Source organism: Pantoea sp. ICBG 1758 (assembly GCF_002928325.1).
Lineage (GTDB): Bacteria > Pseudomonadota > Gammaproteobacteria > Enterobacterales > Enterobacteriaceae > Pantoea > Pantoea eucrina.
In genome coordinates this window covers 1,889,914-1,909,788 of sequence record NZ_POWL01000001.1, presented here as the reverse complement: position 1 = coordinate 1,909,788, position 19,875 = coordinate 1,889,914, and the positions used below count along the sequence as shown (strand labels likewise).

Below are 19,875 nucleotides of genomic sequence, written 5' to 3'. Positions count from 1 at the left end.
CCCTGGTTTCAGGCGGGTACGGATCCTGTAGGGGCGCCATTCATGGCGCCCTGGTTTCAGGCAGGTGACTATTTTTCAATCGGTAAATCGTCGCGGCTGCCCCATTCGCCCCAGGAGCCGTCATAGAGCGTTGCGTCGCGGACGCCCAGCGCCGTCAGCGCCAGAATCAGCACCACCGCCGTTACGCCCGAGCCGCAGCTGGCAACGATGGGCTTATCCAGCGCCACGCCTGCCTGCGCAAACTGCTGACGCAGCTCGGCGGCGGGTTTCAGCGCGCCATTCTCCACCAGACTGTTCCACGGCAGATTCAGGCTGTACGGAATATGTCCGCGCAGCAGGCCGGGGCGCGGCTCATCCACCTCAGCGTTAAAGCGGTTTGCTGCGCGCGCGTCCACAATCTGCGCGCCTCCTTCATGGCTGAGCAGCAGTACATCGTTCAGTCGCTTCACCTGACTGCTGTCGAAGTGTGCCGCGAAGTCACCTTCCGGCAGCGCCACCGGGCCGTCTGCGGTAGTCAAACCTGCGGCTTTCCAGCCCTGCAGACCGCCGGCCAGAATGGAGATGCGCTGGCAGCCAAAGGTGCGCAGCATCCACCAGGCGCGCGGGGCAGAGAAGAGATTACCCTCGTCATACACAATCAGATGCTTATCCTGCACCACCCCCAGCTCACGCATTGCGACAGCAAAACTCTCCGGGCGGGGCATCATATGCGGGTAAGGGCTGGTGTGATCGGAAAGCGCTTCAATATTAAAGAAAGCTGCCTGCGGCAGGTGACTGGCCAGATACTCTGCGGTGACATCGCGCACTGCATCCTGACCCGGCGGAACCATGCGCGCATCCAGCACCTGTACTTCTTCATCACCGTAGTGCTCATGCAGCCACTCAGCAGATACAAACAGGGGAACCGTCATTGCCATCTTCTCTCTTCTTGCGGAAAAGGTCAGTCTCCGGGAATGTGCAGGCTATCTCAAGCCCGCAATGGCTAAAGTGAGCGCCGCGGGATGAAAATGCAGCATCTGTTCTGCTGAAGATATCCGGCCTGCAGCACAGGGCGTAAACCCGTGGCGGGTGCGTCACGGTGCAGCCTGCACCGCAAAAAGTAATTATTTTCAATAATTCCACCAATCACTCATAGGCAACACGCGTCGATCTCCCTATAATCGGCGCGTTTTTCTTACCGGGAGAGGGTTCCCGGTTTATTCAGGATGCTAATTCAGAGGTAATCATGGCAATCGAACGTACTTTCTCCATCATTAAACCAAACGCCGTTGCTAAGAACGTTATCGGTGCTATCTACAACCGTTTTGAGAGCGCGGGCTTCAAAATCGTTGGCGCAAAAATGCTGCACCTGACCAAAGAGCAGGCTGAAGGCTTCTACGCTGAGCACAAAGGCCGTCCATTCTTTGATGGTCTGGTTGAGTTCATGACCTCTGGCCCGGTAGTGGTTTCTGTTCTGGAAGGCGAAAATGCCGTTCAGCGTCACCGTGACCTGATGGGTGCTACCAACCCGGACAACGCACTGGCAGGCACCCTGCGTGCAGATTACGCAGACAGCTTCACCGAAAACGCGACCCACGGTTCTGACTCTGCAGAGTCTGCTGCCCGTGAAATCGCTTACTTCTTCGCTGAAAACGAAGTCTGCGCGCGCACCCGCTAAGTGCATTGCGGCTGAAGCGGACAGGGGAGTTTACACCTTTTACGCTGGCGTAAAACGGTTACCCTGGCATCGTGCCGCAGTTATAGTACAATAATGCGCCCCTGTTGAGCCTGGCTCAGCCGGGGCGCTGTTTTTTCTTCTTCCTAACCAGAGCCGTAACGTGTAACAACGAGGCCAGAGATTATTATGTCTGAACAGATTGTGACGCCAGCTGACGCGTCCCCCGCCATGGTTTCTCCTAAAAACGAAAAAATTAACCTGCTCGATCTCAATCGTCAGCAGATGCGTGAATTTTTTATCGAAATGGGCGAGAAGCCGTTCCGTGCCGATCAGGTCATGAAGTGGATTTACCACTACTGCTGCGACGATTTCGAGCAGATGACGGATATCAATAAAGTGCTGCGCGGCAAGCTGATGCAGCGCGCAGAGATCCGCGCGCCGGAAGTAGCGGAGGAGATGCGCTCCAGCGACGGCACCATCAAATGGGCGATTCGCGTAGGCGATCAGCTGGTGGAGACGGTCTATATTCCGGAGGCGGAGCGCGCCACGCTGTGCGTCTCTTCTCAGGTAGGCTGCGCGCTGGAGTGCAAATTCTGCTCTACGGCGCAGCAGGGTTTTAACCGCAACCTGCGCGTTTCCGAAATTATTGGTCAGGTATGGCGCGCGGCCAAAATTATTGGCGCCGCGAAAGTCACCGGCCAGCGTCCTATTACCAACGTGGTGATGATGGGCATGGGTGAGCCGCTGCTCAACCTGAACAACGTCGTGCCGGCGATGGATATTATGCTGGATGATTTTGGCTTTGGCCTCTCCAAGCGCCGCGTCACGCTCTCCACCTCAGGCGTTGTGCCCGCGCTGGACAAGCTTGGCGATATGATTGACGTAGCGCTGGCGATCTCGCTGCACGCGCCGAACGATACCATTCGCGATGAAATTGTCCCAATCAACAAAAAATATAATATCGAAACCTTCCTGGCGGCGGTGAAGCGCTATATCGGCAAATCCAATGCCAATCAGGGCCGCGTGACCATTGAGTATGTGATGCTGGACCATATCAACGACAGCACCGACAATGCACATGAGCTGGCGGCGCTGCTGAAGGATACGCCCTGCAAGATCAACCTGATCCCATGGAACCCCTTCCCGGGTGCACCTTATGGCCGCAGCTCCAACAGCCGTATCGATCGCTTCTCTAAAGTGCTGATGGACTATGGCTTTACCACTATCGTGCGTAAAACCCGCGGCGATGATATCGATGCGGCCTGCGGCCAGCTGGCGGGCGATGTGATCGACCGTACCAAGCGTACGCTGCGTAAAAAGATGGCGGGTGACGCTATCTCTGTGAAGGCGATCTGAAACCGCACGCCCGCCGATTCGCTGCGGGCGTAAAGCGTGGCACTCTCCCGGTTTATTCGCAGGGAGAGCGCTATGCTAAAAGGATTAGGTATTGCCGTTGCGGCAGGCTTTGTTGTAACCGGGTGTGTCACCGGCCCGTCATCACATCGTGCGGCGGATATTCGTCTGCAGCTGGGACTGCACTATTTAGCCGCAAATAATTTAGCGGCTGCTGAACGCAATCTGCTGCAGGCGCAGCGCGTGGCTCCTGAAGATTACCGCGTGCCCCTGGCGCTGGCGCGGGTCGCTCAGGCGCAGCAGAATAGTATACAGACGCGCCGGTACTACCAGCGGGCACAACAGTTAGCGCCCGCTAATGGTTATGTCGCTAACAATTACGGTGCGTTTCTCTGCAGATTAGGGCAGTATGGCGAAGCGCATCAACAGTTTAAGCTGGCAAGTGCGGCGCCGGAGAGCGATGCCCGTCAGGATCTCCTTCTGATTTCAGGCTATTGTTATCTGCAGGCGGGCGACGAGGCCGCCGGGCGCAAACGGCTGCTGCAGGCGCTGGAAGCCGCACCTGAGCAGGGAAACTGGCTGCTGGAGGAGGGTGAACGGCAGCTGATGCAGCCGGCAGGAAAAATGCTTCCCGTGCTTTTAGAACTCTACCATCAGCGTCTGCCCGCAACGGCAGAGAGTCTGTGGTTACAGATACGTTTCGCCGCGCAACAGGGAAACGCTGCTGACGTTACACGTTATGGCGACCGGTTGGCGCGAAGTTTTCCACAATCGATACAGTACCAGCGTTATTTAGCTAATGAATACTGAAGCCACTCAAGAAAAATCTGCAGTACATTCCACAGGTGAACGCCTGCGTCTGGCCCGTGAGCAGATGGGGCTGACGCAGCAAAACGTCGCTGAGCGCCTGTGCCTGAAACTTTCCACCGTGCGTGACATTGAAGAGGATAAGTCGCCGGCCGATCTCGCATCGACCTTTCTGCGCGGTTATATTCGCTCCTATGCCCGCCTGGTTCATGTACCGGAAGACGATCTGCTGCCAATGATGGCAAAGCAGGCGCCAGTGCGCGCGGCCAAAATCGCGCCGATGCAGAGCTTCTCGCTGGGCAAGCGCCGCAAAAAGCGCGATGGCTGGCTGATGATCTTTACCTGGCTGGTGGCGTTTGTTGTTATTGGCCTGACCGGCGCCTGGTGGTGGCAGAATCACAAGGCTTCGCAGGACGATCTGGTCTCAATGGCCGATCAGAACGGCAGCAGCGACGGCGGTCAGTCTATTCCGCTGGGCGATACCAGCACCGACAGCACCAGTGACAGCGACACCAATGCCGCCGGCACGCCGGTTGATAACGGTTCCGGGGCGGTAACGTCGCAGAGCAGCACTACAGACAGCGCGGATAACAGCAGCCGCGCGCCGGCTGCCTCTTCGGCCACCTCTGGTGATAACGCGGTCGTTTCTCCTTCGCAGGCGCCGGTTGATAACGCGCCGCCAGCGGCCACCTCGCCGGCACCGGCCAACAGCGTCGCAGCTGGCAGCATGCCAACCGCGAGCGCGGCTGTCAGCCAGCCCGCAGGCGATCCCAACGCTGTGGTCATGAATTTCAAGGCCGACTGCTGGCTGGAAGTCAGCGATGCAACCGGCAAAAAACTGTTCAGCGGGATACAGCGTAGCGGTGGCAAGCTCAGCCTCTCCGGCACGCCTCCGTATCGTCTGAAAATTGGCGCACCGCGTGCGGTTGACGTGCAATATCAGAATCAGCCCGTTGATTTAAGTCGTTTTATCCGTAATAACCAGGTTGCCCGTCTGACGCTGGGTGCGCAATAACGCGCAGCGCGCTTTCCGGGGAATTGTGGAGAGAAAATATGCATAACGAAGCACCCATTATCCGTCGCAAATCAACGCGTATTTACGTCGGCAAGGTGCCAGTCGGCGATGGTGCTCCCATCGCCGTTCAGTCCATGACCAATACCCGCACCACCGACGTGGAAGCCACGGTTAACCAGATCCGCGCGCTGGAGCGTGTGGGTGTGGATATCGTGCGCGTCTCGGTGCCGACCATGGACGCGGCGGAAGCCTTTAAACTGATTAAGCAACAGGTCAACGTGCCGCTGGTAGCGGATATTCACTTTGACTACCGTATCGCTCTCAAAGTGGCGGAGTATGGCGTTGACTGCCTGCGTATCAATCCGGGCAACATCGGCAACAACGAACGTATTCGTCAGGTTGTGGACTGCGCCCGCCATTACAACATTCCGATTCGTATCGGGGTGAACGCCGGTTCACTGGAGAAGGATCTGCAGGAGAAGTATGGCGAACCCACGCCGCAGGCGCTGCTGGAATCCGCTATGCGCCATGTCGATCATCTCGATCGTCTGAACTTCGATCAGTTCAAAGTCAGCGTTAAAGCCTCTGATGTGTTTCTTGCCGTAGAGTCTTACCGCCTGCTGGCAAAAGCGATCGATCAGCCGCTGCATCTCGGGATCACCGAAGCGGGCGGCGCGCGGGCGGGTGCGGTGAAGTCGGCAATCGGCCTTGGTCTGCTGCTGGCAGAGGGCATCGGCGATACGCTGCGTATTTCGCTCGCAGCCGATCCGGTAGAAGAGGTAAAAGTTGGCTATGACATCCTGAAATCACTGCGCATCCGTTCGCGCGGGATCAACTTTATCGCCTGTCCGACCTGCTCACGTCAGGAGTTTGATGTGATCGGTACCGTGAATGCGCTGGAAGAACGGCTGGAAGATATTATTACGCCGATGGATGTCTCCATTATCGGCTGCGTAGTCAACGGTCCGGGCGAGGCTACCGTTTCGACGCTCGGCGTTACCGGCGGCAGCAAGAAAAGCGGTTTCTACGAGGATGGCGTTCGTCAACGCGATCGTCTCGACAATGATGACATGATCGATCAGCTGGAAGCGCGCATTCGTGCCAAGGCATCCATGCTGGATGAGAGTCGTCGAATCAGCGTGCAGCAGCTGGAAAAATAACCAGGCGGTGCGCGCCCGGCGCGTACCAGTTTATGAATGAACCTGTGCGGTTTCATCCTCATAAGGTATGATGCCGGACAGGTTTTTTTGTATTAAGAGATTTTAACGTGGCGAAGAATATTCAAGCGATTCGCGGGATGAACGACTTCCTGCCAGCCGACACCGCAATCTGGCAGCGTATCGAGGGCACCCTGAAGCAGGTGCTGGCCAGCTATGGCTACAGTGAAATCCGTCTGCCAATCGTCGAGCATACCCCACTGTTCAGCCGTGCCATTGGTGAAGTGACCGATGTGGTTGAAAAAGAGATGTACACCTTTGAAGATCGTAACGGCGAAAGCCTGACGCTGCGCCCGGAAGGCACGGCGGGCTGCGTACGTGCAGGTATTGAACATGGTCTGCTCTATAACCAGGAGCAGCGCCTCTGGTATGTCGGTCCGATGTTTCGCTACGAGCGTCCGCAGAAAGGGCGCTATCGTCAGTTTCATCAGATGGGCGTCGAAGTGTTTGGCCTGCAGGGGCCGGATGTTGATGCTGAGCTGATTATGATGACCGCGCGCTGGTGGAAAGCGCTGGGCATCGCTGACCACGTTGAACTGGAGCTGAACTCCATCGGCTCTCTGGCGGCGCGCGCGGACTACCGCAGTGCGCTGGTGGCGTTTCTGGAGCAGCATCAGGATGTGCTGGATGAAGATTGCAAACGCCGCATGTACACCAATCCGCTGCGCGTGCTGGACAGCAAAAATCCGGAAATTCAGGCGCTGCTGAATGATGCGCCAACGCTGGGCGAATTCCTGGATGAAGAGTCGCGCGCCCACTTCACCGGACTCTGCGCGCTGCTGGATGATGCCGGTATTCGTTATCGCGTCAACCAGCGTCTGGTGCGCGGCCTCGACTACTACAACCGCACCGTCTTTGAGTGGGTCACCAGCAGCCTCGGCTCGCAGGGCACCGTATGCGGCGGCGGGCGTTACGATGGCCTGGTTGAGCAGCTGGGCGGACGAGCCACGCCAGCGGTAGGATTTGCCATGGGTCTGGAGCGGCTGGTGCTGCTGGTGCAGGCGGTGAATCCTGAATTTGAACCGACGCGGGTTGTTGATGTCTATGTTATCGCTTCAGGGCAGGGCGTTCAGTCTGCGGCTATGCAGCTGGCGGAAACGCTGCGTGATGCCAACCCGGCGCTGAAGCTGATGACCAACTTCGGCGGCGGCAACTTTAAAAAGCAGTTTGCCCGTGCAGATAAATGGGGCGCACGCATTGCGCTGGTGCTCGGCGAAGATGAAGTGAAAGCGGGCCAGGTGGTGATTAAAGATCTGCGCACCGGCGACCAGCAGACGCTGGCTCAGCAGGACGCCGCTGCGACGTTGCAGACGCTGCTGCAGTAAGCAGCACGCGGCAACAGCCATTTTAAGGAGAGGGATTGCGTGGAAGTTTACAGCAACGAGAATGAACAGGTTGATGCGCTGCGCCGCTTTTTCGCCGATAACGGCAAAGCGCTGGCGATTGGCGTGGTAGTAGGGATCGCGGCGCTGGGCGGCTGGCGCTACTGGAGTTCGCATCAGGAAAATTCAGGCAAAGCGGCATCTGCGGAGTATCAGCAGCTCACCAGCGCGATGCAGGCGGATAAACCGGAAAGCCTGGAGGCCGTTGCCAGCTTCGCCAGCGAAAACAGCAATACCTACGGTGCACTGGCCGCGCTGGACCTGGCGAAGCAGTACGTTGAGACCAGCCAGCTTGATAAAGCCATTGCGCTGCTGCAGAAAGGGCTAAACGACACCAAAGATGCCAATCTGCAGGCGGTTATCAACCTGCGTCTGGCGCGTATTCAGCTGCAGCAGAAGCAGGCTGATGCCGCGCTGGCTACCCTGGATAACGTTAAGGGTGACGGCTGGAGCGCGATTGTGGCAGATATTCGCGGTGAAGCATTGCTGAGCAAAGGCGACAAGCAGGGCGCGCGCGATGCCTGGAGTAAAGGCGCGGGTTCGCAGGCTTCTCCGGCACTGAAGCAGATGCTGCAGATGAAAATAGATAACTTAAGTTAAGCCAGACAAGAGAGCGCACATGGAATTACGTAAATACCTGCTGCCAGGGCTGATTTCCGTCACTCTGCTCAGCGGTTGCTCGCTATTCAGCGGCGAAGAAGATGTAGTGAAGATGGCTCCGCTGCCGAAAGTGGAAAATCAGTTCACGCCGGAAACTGTCTGGAGCACGTCAGTAGGCGACGGCATTGGCGATTTCTACTCCAACCTGCATCCGGCATGGCTGGACGGCACCGTTTACGCTGCCGACCGTTTTGGCGTGGTAAAGGCGCTGGATGCCAGCAACGGTAAAGAGAAGTGGAAAGTCGATCTCTCTGAGAAGACTGGTTTCTTCTCGAAAAACATCTCTGCGCTGCTCTCCGGCGGCGTCACCGCCAGCGGCGATCGGATCTATATTGGCAGCGAGCGCGGGCAGGTATTTGCACTCAACAGCAGCGACGGCTCGCTGGCGTGGCAGACCAAAGTCGCCGGTGAAGCGCTCTCCCGTCCGGTGGTCAGCGATGGCCTGGTACTGGTTCACACCAGTAACGGTATGCTGCAGGGACTGGATCAGAGCAGCGGTGCGGTAAAATGGACCGTGAACCTCGATATGCCGGCGCTTTCGCTGCGCGGTGAGTCTGCGCCTGCGGTCGCCTTTGGCGGCGCTATCGTTGGCGGTGATAACGGTCGCGTCAGCGCGGTGATCCTGAACCAGGGTCAGCTGATCTGGCAGCAGCGCATTTCACAGCCGAGCGGCGCGACGGAGATCGATCGTCTGAGTGACGTCGATACCACGCCGGTTATCGTTAATGGCGTGGTCTATGCGCTGGCGTACAACGGTAACCTGACCGCACTCGACCTGCGTTCCGGTCAGATTATGTGGAAGCGTGAAATCGGCGGCGTTAAAGATTTGATTGTCGACGCCGGACGCATCTATCTGGTGGATCAGGACGACCGCGTGATAGCGCTTAACGCCGATGGCGGCGTAGCGCTGTGGCGTCAGAGCGATCTGCTGCACCGTAATCTGACGGCACCGGTGCTGTTTAACGGTTATCTGGTTGTGGCAGACAGCGAAGGTTACGTGCACTGGATCAACACGCTGGATGGCCGCTTTGTGGCGCAGCAGAAACTGGACAGCGACGGCTTCCAGACCGAGCCGGTTGTGGCCGGTGACAGACTGCTGATTCAGGCGAAAGGCGGCGAGGTTTACGCCATCAGCCGTTAAGTCCTGAGCGCGCGGGAATGGATTTCCGTCAGTAATTACGGCTCCTGATTCGTCAGGAGCCGTTCTGTTTTTTGTCAGGCGTGATATTCTAGGCGCCTTAAGCCTGAAGCGGGCGGCAAATGTCGTTATACTCACGCCATTCGGGCGATTCATTTTTAAACTGAGGCAAGTGTTATGGTACCTGTGGTCGCGCTGGTTGGGCGTCCCAATGTGGGGAAATCCACGCTGTTTAACCGCTTAACGCGCACCCGTGATGCGTTAGTGGCCGATTTCCCTGGACTGACTCGCGATCGCAAATATGGTCGCGCCGAAGTGGAAGGGCGCGAATTTATTGTTATCGATACCGGCGGTATTGATGGCACCGAAGAGGGCGTAGAGAACCGCATGGCGGAGCAGTCGCTGCTGGCGATTGAAGAAGCGGATGTGGTGCTGTTCATGGTTGATGCCCGCGCAGGCGTTATGCCGGCGGATCAGCAGATCGCTAACCATCTGCGCTCCCGTGAAAAAGCGACGTTCCTCGTAGCGAACAAAACGGATGGCCTGGACGCCGATGCCGCCGTGCTGGACTTTTACGCGCTAGGTCTGGGTGATATTCATCCGATTGCCGCCTCGCACGGTCGCGGCGTTACCTCGCTGCTGGAAACCGCGCTGCTGCCGTGGATGGACGTGGCAGACCCGCAGGAAGTCAGCGAAGAGGATGAAAACGAAGCCTACTGGGCCGCATTAGCCGCAGAAGAGAGTGGCGAAGAGGCGGAAGAGGAAGAGGAGTTTGATCCGACCGGCCTGCCGATTAAGCTGGCTATCGTGGGTCGTCCTAACGTAGGTAAGTCAACGCTCACTAACCGTATTCTTGGTGAAGATCGCGTGGTGGTCTATGACATGCCAGGCACGACGCGTGACAGCATCTATATCCCGATGGAGCGTGACGAGCGCGAATATGTCCTGATCGACACCGCCGGGGTGCGCAAGCGTGGCAAGATCACCGATACCGTTGAGAAATTTTCGGTGATCAAAACCCTGCAGGCGATCGAAGATGCTAACGTCGTGATGCTGGTGATTGACGCGCGTGCCGGTATCTCCGACCAGGATCTCTCCCTGCTGGGCTTTATCCTCAACAGCGGGCGTTCGCTGGTGATTGTGGTCAACAAATGGGATGGCCTGTCGCAGGAAGTAAAAGATGAAGTGAAAGAGACGCTGGATTATCGTCTCGGCTTTATCGATTTTGCCCGCGTACACTTTATTTCGGCGCTGCACGGCAGCGGCGTAGGTAACCTGTTTGAATCCGTAACGGAAGCGTACGACTGCTCAACCAAACGCGTAAACACCTCCATGCTGACGCGGATTATGAATATGGCAGCAGAAGATCATCAGCCGCCGCTGGTGCGGGGCCGTCGCGTTAAGCTGAAATATGCGCACGCCGGTGGATACAACCCGCCTATCGTGGTCATCCATGGTAATCAGGTAAAAGATCTGCCCGATTCCTACAAGCGTTATCTGATGAACTACTTCCGTCGCTCGCTGAACGTTATGGGTACGCCAATCCGTATCCAGTTCAAAGAGGGTGATAACCCGTATGCCGGCAAACGCAATCTGCTGACGCCGACGCAGCAGCGCAAGCGCAAGCGTCTGCTGGCGCACCTGAAAAAGAATAAGCGTTAAGTAAAAAAGAGCCCGCCGGGCTCTTTTTTTTTGCCTGTGATTTAACAGCGGCTTAGCCCGGCAGATGTAGCAAAAATGCTATTGGCCGGTAAACCCTGCGTTATGATCGTTCACTTTCAATTGTACCATCTGGTACAATCCTGCCGCCTTATGGTGAGCTCGCCCTGATATGCCGCGTTCTCATGCATGAGTGCGCGGTTGCGGACTGCTTTGCGGTTCGTCATTAAACAGGGTGCTGCTGTGTCCCGCGACGAAGCCGGACAGGCGGCATGCACTATTTTTCAGGAGAGTTTGTGTGAAGGCAGAACATTCCACTCGCCCCGGCAGGGGACTCAGCGTCTGGTCCGTGCTGTTCGGGCTGGTGCTGCTGGCGATCGGCCTGTTTTTCGCTATTGGCGGCGGTAAACTGGCGGCGCTGGATGGCAGTAAATACTTTCTGATTGCCGGTATCGTTATGATAGCGTCGGCGGTCCAGTTTATGCGGCGTAAAGCGTCAGCGGTGACGCTGCTGGTCCTGGCGTTTATCGGAACCCTGATCTGGGCGGTAATGGATGCCGGCTGGCACTTCTGGCCGCTGGTTTCCCGGCTGATGGTGCCGGCGGGGCTGATGCTGTTCGCATTTCTGACCTGGCCTGCGCTGCGCAAAAGCGAAGGCAAAGCGCCGCTGGCAACGCTCTCTTACGCACTGTCAGCGCTGATTGCGGTTGGCATGATCGCCACCGTGGTGCAGATGTTTCAGCCGCATCCGACCGTGGCCTTTACCGGTTCGCAGCTGCCGCTGATCCCGGTGGATAAAAGCAAACCGCAGCAGGACTGGAGCAGCTACGGCCGCACGCCGGAAGGGGATCGTTTTGCGGCGATTGATCAGATCACGCGTGACAACGTTAATGAACTGCAGGTTGCCTGGACCTTCCGTACCGGCGACACACCGCTCAGCCCGACCGGCAATGGCGCTGAAGATCAGCAGACGCCGCTGCAGGTTGGCAACACGCTCTATCTCTGCACGCCGCACAACAATGTGATTGCGGTAGAAGCGGACAGCGGTAAGCAGATCTGGAAGCGTGAAATCAATGCGCAGGCGGAAGTGTGGAACCGCTGCCGCGGTCTGGCCTATTTTGACGCCACCAAACCGGTAACGCAGCCTACGCAGCCAGGCTCCACGCCGGTGCAGGCACCGGTTCTGGCCGCAGGCGACAGCTGCCAGCGCCGTATCCTGATGAACACGATCGATGCGCGTCTTATCGCGATTAATGCCGACAACGGTGAGTTCTGCGCCAGCTTTGGCAACAACGGCGTGGTTGACCTGAAGCAGGGGCTGGGCAAGGCGCCCGATCCGCTCTATCAGCTGACCTCCGCACCGCAGGTTGCCGGTACCACCGTGGTAGTCGGCGGTCGCGTGGCGGACAATGTGCAGACCGATATGCCAGGCGGCGTACTGCGCGGCTTTGATGTGATCAGCGGTAAAATGCGCTGGGCGTTCGATCCAGGCAACGACGATCCGAATGCGGTACTGATGCCGGGCCAGGATTATACCCGCAGCACGCCGAACTCCTGGGCGCCGCTCTCCTACGATCCGGCGATGAACACCGTGTTCCTGCCGATGGGCAGCTCGTCAGTGGATCTGTGGGGCGCGAATCGCACAAAGCTCGATCACACCTACGGTGCATCTATCCTCGCGCTGGATGCCACCACCGGCAAACAGAAGTGGGTCTATCAGACAGTTCATAACGACCTGTGGGACTTTGACCTGCCGATGCAGCCAAGCCTGGTCGACTTCCCGATGAAGGATGGCACCACCAAACCGGCGGTGGTCATCGGGGCAAAAACCGGCATGATCTGGGTGCTGGACCGCCTGACCGGCAAGCCGCTGACCAAAGTGGAAGAGCGGCCGATGCCGCAGGGTCACATCCCGAACGAGCAGTACACCAAAACCCAGCCGCACTCGGTTGAGATGCCCAATATCGGCAACCAGACGCTGACGGAATCCGATATGTGGGGCGCGACGCCGTTTGACCAGCTGGCGTGCCGTATCGCGTTTAAAGGCATGCGCTATGACGGTCTGTTCACCGTACCGGACACGGACAAATCGCTCAGCTTCCCGGGTTCTCTGGGTGGTATGAACTGGGGCAGCATCTCGTTTGATCCCAACAATCAGTATATGTTCGTCAACGATATGCGCCTCGGCCTGTGGGTACAGATGATCCCGCAGGACACCAGCAAAGTGGCTCGCGGCAGCAACGGCGGTGAATCGGTTAACACCGGCATGGGCGCCGTACCGCTTAAGGGCACGCCGTATGCAGTGAATAAAAACCGCTTTATGTCGCCGCTCGGCATTCCTTGTCAGGCCCCGCCGTTTGGTACGCTTTCAGCCATCGACATGAAAACGCGTCAGATTGTCTGGCAGGTGCCGGTGGGTACCGTGCAGGATACCGGCCCGTTTGGTATCAAAATGCATGCGCAGATGCCGGTAGGTATGCCAACGCTGGGCGGTACGCTGGCGACGCAGGGCGGACTGGTGTTTATCGCCGGTACGCAGGACTACTACCTGCGCGCCTTTGACAGCTCAACCGGTAAAGAGGTGTGGAAAGCGCGCCTGCCGGTCGGCAGCCAGGGTGGCCCAATCAGCTATGTCTCGCCCAAAAATGGCAAGCAGTACATCCTTATCTCTGCCGGTGGCGCACGCCAGTCGCCGGACCGCGGGGATTATGTGATTGCTTACGCGCTGCCAGACAGCAAGTAAGAGCAGCAGGGCCGGCAGAGGATGCCGGCCTTTTTTTTGCCTACTCTCCGTTCTGCCACAGCGCCTGTAGCGCTGGCGGCGCATCTTTTTCCGCTACGTAAATCACGATAGCACCCGCCTCATGGTGGGTGGCGTAGGTGATCTGGATGCGGAAATAGTGCTGATCGCCACTGCCTGCGGAGGCAGCCTGTTCCGCCTGCTCGCCGAGCGGCAGAGCCTGCTCCAGCACCTGACAGACCCGCTGTTTCTGCGGTTCCGGCAGCTGGGCCAGCGCAAAACGCCGCTCTTTACGCAGTTTGGGAATAAAGGCGAAGCCGCCCTCCCGCGCCAGCTCTACAATGGCGTCATCCGTCAGTTCTATGTTCACTTCACACCCACCTCTTGCCAGGCGGCCTGGATCTGCTCCGCGACCTGCCGATCAAAGCGTTTTGCCGCATGCTCAACGGTAAAGCGGGCAAAGGTGCTGAAATCAGCATCCTGCGGCAGGGTTTTGTCACACAGCGTGTCATACCACGCCTGACCGGCGCGTTCCCATGCAAAACCGCCCAGCGCGGTGGCCGCAAGATAAAACGCGCGGTTAGGAATACCGGAGTTGAGATGCACGCCGCCGTTGTCATCACGCGTTTCGATATAGTGCGCCATATCCGCCGGCTGCGGATCTTTACCCAGCAGCGGGTCATCATAGGCGGTGCCGGGGGCTGACATGGAGCGCAGACCGCTGCCGTTAATGCCTTTAGCCAGCAATCCTTCGCCGATGATCCAGTCCGCTTCCTCCGCGCGCTGCTGCCGCTGATACTGTTTTACCAGTGAGCCAAAGACATCAGACATCGACTCATTCAGCGCGCCCGCCTGCTGAAAGTAGATCAATCCCGCTTCGCTTTCCGTGACGCCGTGCGTCAGTTCATGGGCGACCACGTCAATCGCGATGGTGAAGCGATTAAAAATCTCGCCGTCACCGTCGCCAAAGACCATCTGCTGGCCGTTCCAGAAAGCGTTCTGATAATTCTGGCCATAGTGCACGGTACCGTCCAGCTTCAGCCCTTTGTTGTCGAGCGAGTTTCGCTGATAAACGTTCCAGAAAAAATCATAAGTAACGCCCAGATAGTCCCAGGCTTCATCCGCAGCCACGTCGCCGTTGCCAGGCTGACCTTCCTGACGTATCAGCGTGCCGGGCAGCGTCTGACTCTCTCTGGCATCAAAAATGGCGCGCAGCACCTGGCCTGGCCGGGCGATATCCGCCGGTGCGATGACGCGGTGCGGCTCCGCCATTAGCTGCTGAACGTGAGTAAGCGTGCGGCGCGCCGACTCCTGTTGCGGCCCTGCACAGTTGTCGATGATGTTACGCAGGATATAGGGGGGAATTACGCTGTATGACATGCCGGACTCCCTGAGTGATGGGTATGCAAAGAGTATAGACCGGGGTCAGGCAGAGCAGGAAACGTGCAGGCAGGGAGGGGATCTCCCTGCGTGCTGGTCAGGATTGGCGGGGTTTACGGCGGCGTTTCAGCGGCGTGAGGGCGGTGACTTCGCTCTCCACCCAGCCATCTTCCAGCCGGGTGCGCAGCCTGTCGCCCGGCTGCAGCGGCGCGATCTGTTTTACAACTTCGCCCTGCGCATCGGTGGTAACGCTGAAGCCGCGCGCCAGCGTCGCCAGCGGACTGACCCCTTCCAGCTGCGCCATCAGCGTACCAAAGCGCTGGCGATCCTGCCCCAGCTGCTGCTGCATGCCCTGCTGCAGACGGTAGTGCCAGTGCGCGAGCTGCTGCTGCGCGCGCAGGATGCGCCCCTGTGGCTGCTGCGCACTGAGCCGCTGCAGCAGCCGATCCTGCTGGCGCTGCGCGCTGCGCAGCTGCCGATCGGCGGCCGCGCCTAAGCGACGCTGCAGCTGAAACAGGGCGGTCTGCTGCCGTGCCAGGCGCAGCTGCGGATGCTGCTGCTGCAGGCGATGCTGAAGCTGCGTGAGGTAACGCTGCTGCCCGGCGAGATAGTAGTCCATCGCCATCTCCATACGCTGCTGCTGTGACTGCAGCTGCCGCAGCAGCTCGACCTGATTGCGGCTGACAATCTCAGCGGCGGCAGAGGGCGTGGGCGCGCGCAGATCGGCGACAAAATCGGCGATAGTGACATCCGTTTCATGCCCCACGGCGCTGACCACCGGCAGGCGGCTGGCAAAAATCGCACGCGCCACGCGCTCATCGTTGAAGCACCAGAGATCTTCCAGCGAGCCGCCGCCGCGGCCGACAATCAGCACGTCACATTCGTTGCGCTGGTTGGCCAGTTCGATGGCACGCACGATAGCAGCCGGCGCATCGGCCCCCTGCACCACGGTGGGATAGATAACCACCGGTAATGAGGGATCGCGGCGGTGCAGCACGCGCAGCACATCATGCAGCGCGGCGCCGGTTGCGGAGGTGATCACCCCGACCTGGCGGGCCGGATCGGGCAGCGGCTGTTTGAACTGCTGATCGAACAACCCTTCTGCGCTGAGCTGCGCTTTCAGCTGCTCAAACTGCTGCTGCAGCAGGCCTTCACCCGCCGGATGCATGCTTTCAATGATTAACTGATAGTCGCCGCGCGGCTCATACAGCGTTACGCTGGCCCGCACCAGCACCTGCTGCCCGTGCTGCGGCCGGAACGTCACGCGCCGGTTGCTGTTGCGGAACATCGCGCAGCGCACCTGGGCGCCATCATCTTTCAGCGTGAAGTACCAGTGGCCGGACGCGGGCTGCGTGAAATTGGAGATCTCAGCGCTGAGCCACACCAGGCCCATCTCATTTTCCAGCAGCGTGCGCACCGTGGTGTTGAGGCGGCTGACGGTAAAAATATTGGCGGTTGCAGGTAGCGACATGTGATGAAGATCAAATTTTAAATCAGAGGGTTAATTCATCGATACTACAGGGCTGCTGCGCAGGATCAAGACTTTTTCTGAAAAAGCAGTAGAGGCAATCGGTTTCGTCCTGTATAATGCCGCGGCAATATTTTATCTGTTTTCAACGCCCCCAGGTGGAGATATTGCAATGCTAAGAATCGCGAAAGAAGCCCTCACATTTGACGACGTCCTGCTCGTTCCCGCTCACTCCACTGTATTGCCTAACACCGCTGACCTCAGCACCCAACTGACCAAAAACATCCGTCTGAACATTCCTATGCTCTCTGCTGCGATGGATACCGTGACCGAAGCGGGTCTGGCAATTGCGCTGGCACAGGAAGGCGGCCTCGGCTTTATTCATAAAAATATGTCGATTGAGCGTCAGGCTGATGAAGTGCGTAAGGTGAAAAAGCATGAAAGCGGCGTGGTAACAGAGCCGCAGACCGTGCTGCCAACCACGACGCTGGCGGAAGTGAAAGAGCTTACCGATCGCAACGGCTTCGCCGGCTATCCGGTCGTCAACGCCGGTAACGAGCTGGTGGGGATCATCACCGGTCGCGATGTGCGCTTTGTAACCGATCTGACGCTGCCGGTTACCGCGGTCATGACGCCGAAAGAGCGTCTGGTTACGGTAAAAGAGGGTGAGGCGCGCGAAGTGGTGCTGCAAAGGATGCATGAAAAGCGCGTTGAAAAAGCGCTGGTGGTGGATGAGAGCTTCCACCTGCTGGGCATGATTACCGTAAAAGATTTCCAGAAAGCTGAACGTAAACCCAACGCCTGTAAAGATGCGCAGGGCCGTCTGCGCGTGGGCGCGGCGGTGGGTGCCGGCGCCGGTAACGAAGAGCGCGTGGATGCGCTGGTTGCCGCTGGCGTTGACGTGCTGCTGATTGACTCTTCGCACGGCCACTCTGAAGGCGTACTGCAGCGCATTCGTGAAACCCGCGCCAAATATCCCGACCTAGAAATCATTGGCGGCAACGTTGCCACCGGCGCCGGTGCCCTGGCGCTGGCTGAAGCGGGCGTCAGCGCGGTGAAAGTGGGTATTGGTCCCGGCTCTATCTGTACCACTCGTATCGTCACCGGCGTGGGCGTTCCGCAGATCACCGCTGTTTCTGACGCCGTTGCGGCGCTGGAAGGCACCGGTATTCCGGTCGTGGCAGATGGCGGTATCCGCTTCTCCGGCGATATCGCTAAAGCGATCGCCGCAGGCGCAGCCGCAGTGATGGTTGGTTCTATGCTGGCCGGCACCGAAGAGTCTCCGGGTGAGATCGAACTCTATCAGGGCCGCGCATTTAAATCGTACCGCGGTATGGGCTCACTCGGCGCAATGTCCAAAGGCTCTTCTGACCGTTACTTCCAGACCGATAACGCCGCAGATAAGCTGGTGCCGGAAGGTATCGAAGGCCGCGTTGCCTATAAAGGCCGTCTGAAAGAGATCGTCCATCAGCAGATGGGTGGCCTGCGCTCCTGCATGGGCCTGACCGGCTGCCCGACCATTGATGACCTGCGCACCAAAGCGGAGTTTGTCCGCATCAGCGGCGCCGGTATCAATGAGAGTCACGTACACGATGTGACCATCACCAAAGAGTCACCGAACTACCGCATGGGTTCCTGATCCCTGAAGATTTCCCGCCCGGCTCTGGCCGGGCGCTTTTATTGTTAAGTCCATCCCACTGGAAATGCCTCAATGACGACTGAAAATATTCATAAACATCGTATCCTGATCCTCGATTTTGGTTCGCAGTATACGCAGCTGGTTGCGCGCCGCGTGCGTGAGCTGGGCGTCTACTGCGAACTCTGGGCGTGGGATGTCACCGAAGAGCAAATCCGTGCGTTCAACCCGAACGGAATTATCCTGTCAGGTGGCCCTGAGAGCACCACCGAGCTGGACAGCCCGCGTGCGCCTGAGTACGTCTTTAACGCTGGCGTGCCGGTACTGGGCGTCTGCTACGGCATGCAGACTATGGCGATGCAGCTGGGCGGCAAGGTTGAAGGCTCAAATGAGCGCGAGTTTGGCTATGCGCAGGTGGAAGTCACCACGCAGAGCGCGCTGGTGCGTGATATCGAAGATGCCATCAGCGCCGCCGGCAAGCCGCTGCTGGATGTCTGGATGAGCCACGGCGATAAAGTCACCGCAATTCCGGCTGACTTCGTCACCGTCGCCAGCACTGAAACCTGTCCGTTTGCCATCATGGCGAATGAAGAGAAGAAATTCTACGGCGTGCAGTTCCATCCGGAAGTGACGCACACCCGTCAGGGACTGCGCATGCTGGAGCGCTTTATCCGCGATATCTGCGGCTGTGAAGCGCTCTGGACGCCGGCGAAAATCATTGAAGACGCCGTTGAGCGTATCCGCCAGCAGGTGGGCAGCGACCGCGTGATCCTCGGCCTCTCCGGCGGCGTTGACTCCTCGGTAACCGCCATGCTGCTGCACCGCGCTATCGGCGATCGCCTGACCTGCGTATTTGTTGATAACGGTCTGCTGCGCCTGAATGAAGCGGAGCAGGTGATGGATATGTTTGGCGACCATTTCGGTCTGAACATTGTCCACGTACCGGCGGAAGCGCGCTTCCTCGATGCGCTGGCGGGTGAAAACGATCCGGAAGCCAAGCGTAAAATCATCGGCCGCGTGTTTGTTGAGGTGTTCGACGAAGAAGCGCTGAAGCTGACCGAAGTGAAGTGGCTGGCGCAGGGCACCATCTATCCGGATGTGATTGAGTCCGCTGCTTCTGCCACCGGTAAAGCGCACGTGATCAAATCGCACCATAACGTGGGCGGCCTGCCGAAAGAGATGAAGATGGGCCTGGTTGAGCCGCTGAAAGAGCTGTTCAAAGATGAAGTGCGCAAGATCGGTCTTGAGCTGGGCCTGCCATATGACATGCTCTACCGTCACCCGTTCCCGGGACCGGGTCTCGGCGTGCGCGTGCTGGGCGAAGTGAAGAAAGAGTACTGCGATCTGCTGCGCCGCGCCGACGCCATCTTTATTGAGGAGCTGCGCAAAGCGGATCTCTACAATAAAGTGAGCCAGGCGTTTACCGTGTTCCTGCCGGTGCGTTCCGTCGGCGTAATGGGCGACGGCCGCAAGTATGACTGGGTGGTCTCACTGCGCGCGGTGGAAACCATCGACTTTATGACCGCACACTGGGCGCATCTGCCATACGATTTCCTTGGCCGCGTCTCCAACCGCATCATCAATGAAGTCAGCGGCATCTCCCGCGTGGTGTATGACATCTCCGGTAAGCCACCGGCGACGATTGAGTGGGAATAACCCCGTTCTGACATAAAGCCCGCCGCATGCGGGCTTTTTTTATGGCTGAACCGCAGCCGCAGCGCACGATGATGGGTCTGCCGTCGCGTTGCGTGCCAGCGCATAGT

At 58.3% G+C, this 19,875-nt stretch carries 16 protein-coding genes; 12 read left to right on the top strand and 4 right to left on the bottom strand.

Translation table 11 applies throughout. The annotated features are described in order from the left end of the window. Positions 1-68: 68 nt before the first annotated feature. Complete coding sequence (sseA, locus tag C1Y41_RS09175; RefSeq protein WP_039385610.1) at positions 69-911, bottom strand: 3-mercaptopyruvate sulfurtransferase; 843 nt, start codon at positions 909-911, stop codon at positions 69-71. Positions 912-1,225: 314 nt separating this feature from the next. Between sseA and ndk the strand changes: the two genes are divergently transcribed. The 10 genes from ndk (at position 1,226) to C1Y41_RS09125 (ending at position 13,631) form a co-directional block, all read left to right on the top strand. After that, the gene (gene ndk, locus C1Y41_RS09170) at positions 1,226-1,657 is read left to right on the top strand and encodes a nucleoside-diphosphate kinase (RefSeq protein WP_039379630.1); all 432 of its coding nucleotides are present in this window, start codon (positions 1,226-1,228) and stop codon (positions 1,655-1,657) included. A gap of 186 nt (positions 1,658-1,843) precedes the next feature. After that, entirely contained in the window at positions 1,844-3,013 is a 1,170-nt protein-coding gene (locus C1Y41_RS09165) for a bifunctional tRNA (adenosine(37)-C2)-methyltransferase TrmG/ribosomal RNA large subunit methyltransferase RlmN (RefSeq protein ID WP_104085289.1), read from the top strand. A gap of 72 nt (positions 3,014-3,085) precedes the next feature. Beyond that, positions 3,086-3,820 (top strand): type IV pilus biogenesis/stability protein PilW, encoded by a 735-nt coding sequence (gene pilW / locus C1Y41_RS09160; protein WP_071667896.1) that lies wholly within the window; start codon positions 3,086-3,088, stop codon positions 3,818-3,820. After that, complete coding sequence (gene rodZ / locus C1Y41_RS09155; protein ID WP_104085288.1) at positions 3,810-4,832, top strand: cytoskeleton protein RodZ; 1,023 nt, start codon at positions 3,810-3,812, stop codon at positions 4,830-4,832. Before pilW ends, rodZ begins: the two co-directional genes overlap by 11 nt. 38 nt (positions 4,833-4,870) lie before the next feature. Beyond that, positions 4,871-5,992 (top strand): flavodoxin-dependent (E)-4-hydroxy-3-methylbut-2-enyl-diphosphate synthase, encoded by a 1,122-nt coding sequence (ispG, locus tag C1Y41_RS09150; protein WP_039379618.1) that lies wholly within the window; start codon positions 4,871-4,873, stop codon positions 5,990-5,992. A 107-nt stretch (positions 5,993-6,099) separates the two neighbouring features. Next, the gene (gene hisS, locus C1Y41_RS09145; protein ID WP_039379615.1) at positions 6,100-7,374 is read left to right on the top strand and encodes a histidine--tRNA ligase; all 1,275 of its coding nucleotides are present in this window, start codon (positions 6,100-6,102) and stop codon (positions 7,372-7,374) included. 39 nt (positions 7,375-7,413) lie between these two features. Further along, positions 7,414-8,031, top strand: coding sequence for a YfgM family protein (locus tag C1Y41_RS09140; RefSeq protein ID WP_039379613.1), 618 nt, complete (start codon positions 7,414-7,416; stop codon positions 8,029-8,031). A 19-nt stretch (positions 8,032-8,050) separates the two neighbouring features. Then, complete coding sequence (bamB, locus tag C1Y41_RS09135; RefSeq protein WP_071667898.1) at positions 8,051-9,232, top strand: outer membrane protein assembly factor BamB; 1,182 nt, start codon at positions 8,051-8,053, stop codon at positions 9,230-9,232. A 174-nt stretch (positions 9,233-9,406) separates the two neighbouring features. Beyond that, positions 9,407-10,891, top strand: coding sequence for a ribosome biogenesis GTPase Der (der, locus tag C1Y41_RS09130; protein ID WP_039379608.1), 1,485 nt, complete (start codon positions 9,407-9,409; stop codon positions 10,889-10,891). 295 nt (positions 10,892-11,186) lie between these two features. Then, positions 11,187-13,631 (top strand): glucose/quinate/shikimate family membrane-bound PQQ-dependent dehydrogenase, encoded by a 2,445-nt coding sequence (locus C1Y41_RS09125; RefSeq protein WP_104085287.1) that lies wholly within the window; start codon positions 11,187-11,189, stop codon positions 13,629-13,631. Positions 13,632-13,671: 40 nt separating this feature from the next. Here the strand turns inward: C1Y41_RS09125 and C1Y41_RS09120 are convergent, their stop codons facing one another. The 3 genes from C1Y41_RS09120 to xseA form a co-directional block, all read right to left on the bottom strand. Further along, positions 13,672-13,998: a protealysin inhibitor emfourin gene (locus C1Y41_RS09120; RefSeq protein WP_104085286.1), complete on the bottom strand. Its 327-nt coding sequence runs from the start codon at positions 13,996-13,998 to the stop codon at positions 13,672-13,674. Further along, positions 13,995-15,008 (bottom strand): M4 family metallopeptidase, encoded by a 1,014-nt coding sequence (locus C1Y41_RS09115; protein ID WP_039379600.1) that lies wholly within the window; start codon positions 15,006-15,008, stop codon positions 13,995-13,997. Before C1Y41_RS09115 ends, C1Y41_RS09120 begins: the two co-directional genes overlap by 4 nt. A 97-nt stretch (positions 15,009-15,105) precedes the next feature. Next, positions 15,106-16,479, bottom strand: coding sequence for an exodeoxyribonuclease VII large subunit (xseA, locus tag C1Y41_RS09110; protein WP_104085285.1), 1,374 nt, complete (start codon positions 16,477-16,479; stop codon positions 15,106-15,108). 169 nt (positions 16,480-16,648) lie between these two features. Here xseA and guaB point away from each other — a divergent pair, with 169 nt between their 5' ends. Both guaB and guaA read left to right on the top strand, forming a co-directional pair. Continuing rightward, on the top strand, positions 16,649-18,115 hold the full coding sequence (guaB, locus tag C1Y41_RS09105) for an IMP dehydrogenase (RefSeq protein ID WP_071667901.1): 1,467 nt from the start codon (positions 16,649-16,651) through the stop codon (positions 18,113-18,115). A gap of 72 nt (positions 18,116-18,187) precedes the next feature. Then, complete coding sequence (gene guaA / locus C1Y41_RS09100) at positions 18,188-19,768, top strand: glutamine-hydrolyzing GMP synthase (RefSeq protein ID WP_071667902.1); 1,581 nt, start codon at positions 18,188-18,190, stop codon at positions 19,766-19,768. Positions 19,769-19,875 lie beyond the last annotated feature (107 nt).

Excerpts from the sequence above, each read along its gene's own strand:
- sseA (WP_039385610.1), bottom strand. The coding sequence starts at position 911 with ATGACGGTTCCCCTGTTTGTATCTGCTGAGTGGCTGCATGAGCACTAC.
- der (WP_039379608.1), top strand. The coding sequence starts at position 9,407 with ATGGTACCTGTGGTCGCGCTGGTTGGGCGTCCCAATGTGGGGAAATCC.
- ispG (WP_039379618.1), top strand. The coding sequence starts at position 4,871 with ATGCATAACGAAGCACCCATTATCCGTCGCAAATCAACGCGTATTTAC.
- guaA (WP_071667902.1), top strand. The coding sequence starts at position 18,188 with ATGACGACTGAAAATATTCATAAACATCGTATCCTGATCCTCGATTTT.
- xseA (WP_104085285.1), bottom strand. The coding sequence starts at position 16,479 with ATGTCGCTACCTGCAACCGCCAATATTTTTACCGTCAGCCGCCTCAAC.
- guaB (WP_071667901.1), top strand. The coding sequence starts at position 16,649 with ATGCTAAGAATCGCGAAAGAAGCCCTCACATTTGACGACGTCCTGCTC.
- C1Y41_RS09165 (WP_104085289.1), top strand. The coding sequence starts at position 1,844 with ATGTCTGAACAGATTGTGACGCCAGCTGACGCGTCCCCCGCCATGGTT.
- C1Y41_RS09115 (WP_039379600.1), bottom strand. The coding sequence starts at position 15,008 with ATGTCATACAGCGTAATTCCCCCCTATATCCTGCGTAACATCATCGAC.
- ndk (WP_039379630.1), top strand. The coding sequence starts at position 1,226 with ATGGCAATCGAACGTACTTTCTCCATCATTAAACCAAACGCCGTTGCT.
- bamB (WP_071667898.1), top strand. The coding sequence starts at position 8,051 with ATGGAATTACGTAAATACCTGCTGCCAGGGCTGATTTCCGTCACTCTG.
- pilW (WP_071667896.1), top strand. The coding sequence starts at position 3,086 with ATGCTAAAAGGATTAGGTATTGCCGTTGCGGCAGGCTTTGTTGTAACC.
- rodZ (WP_104085288.1), top strand. The coding sequence starts at position 3,810 with ATGAATACTGAAGCCACTCAAGAAAAATCTGCAGTACATTCCACAGGT.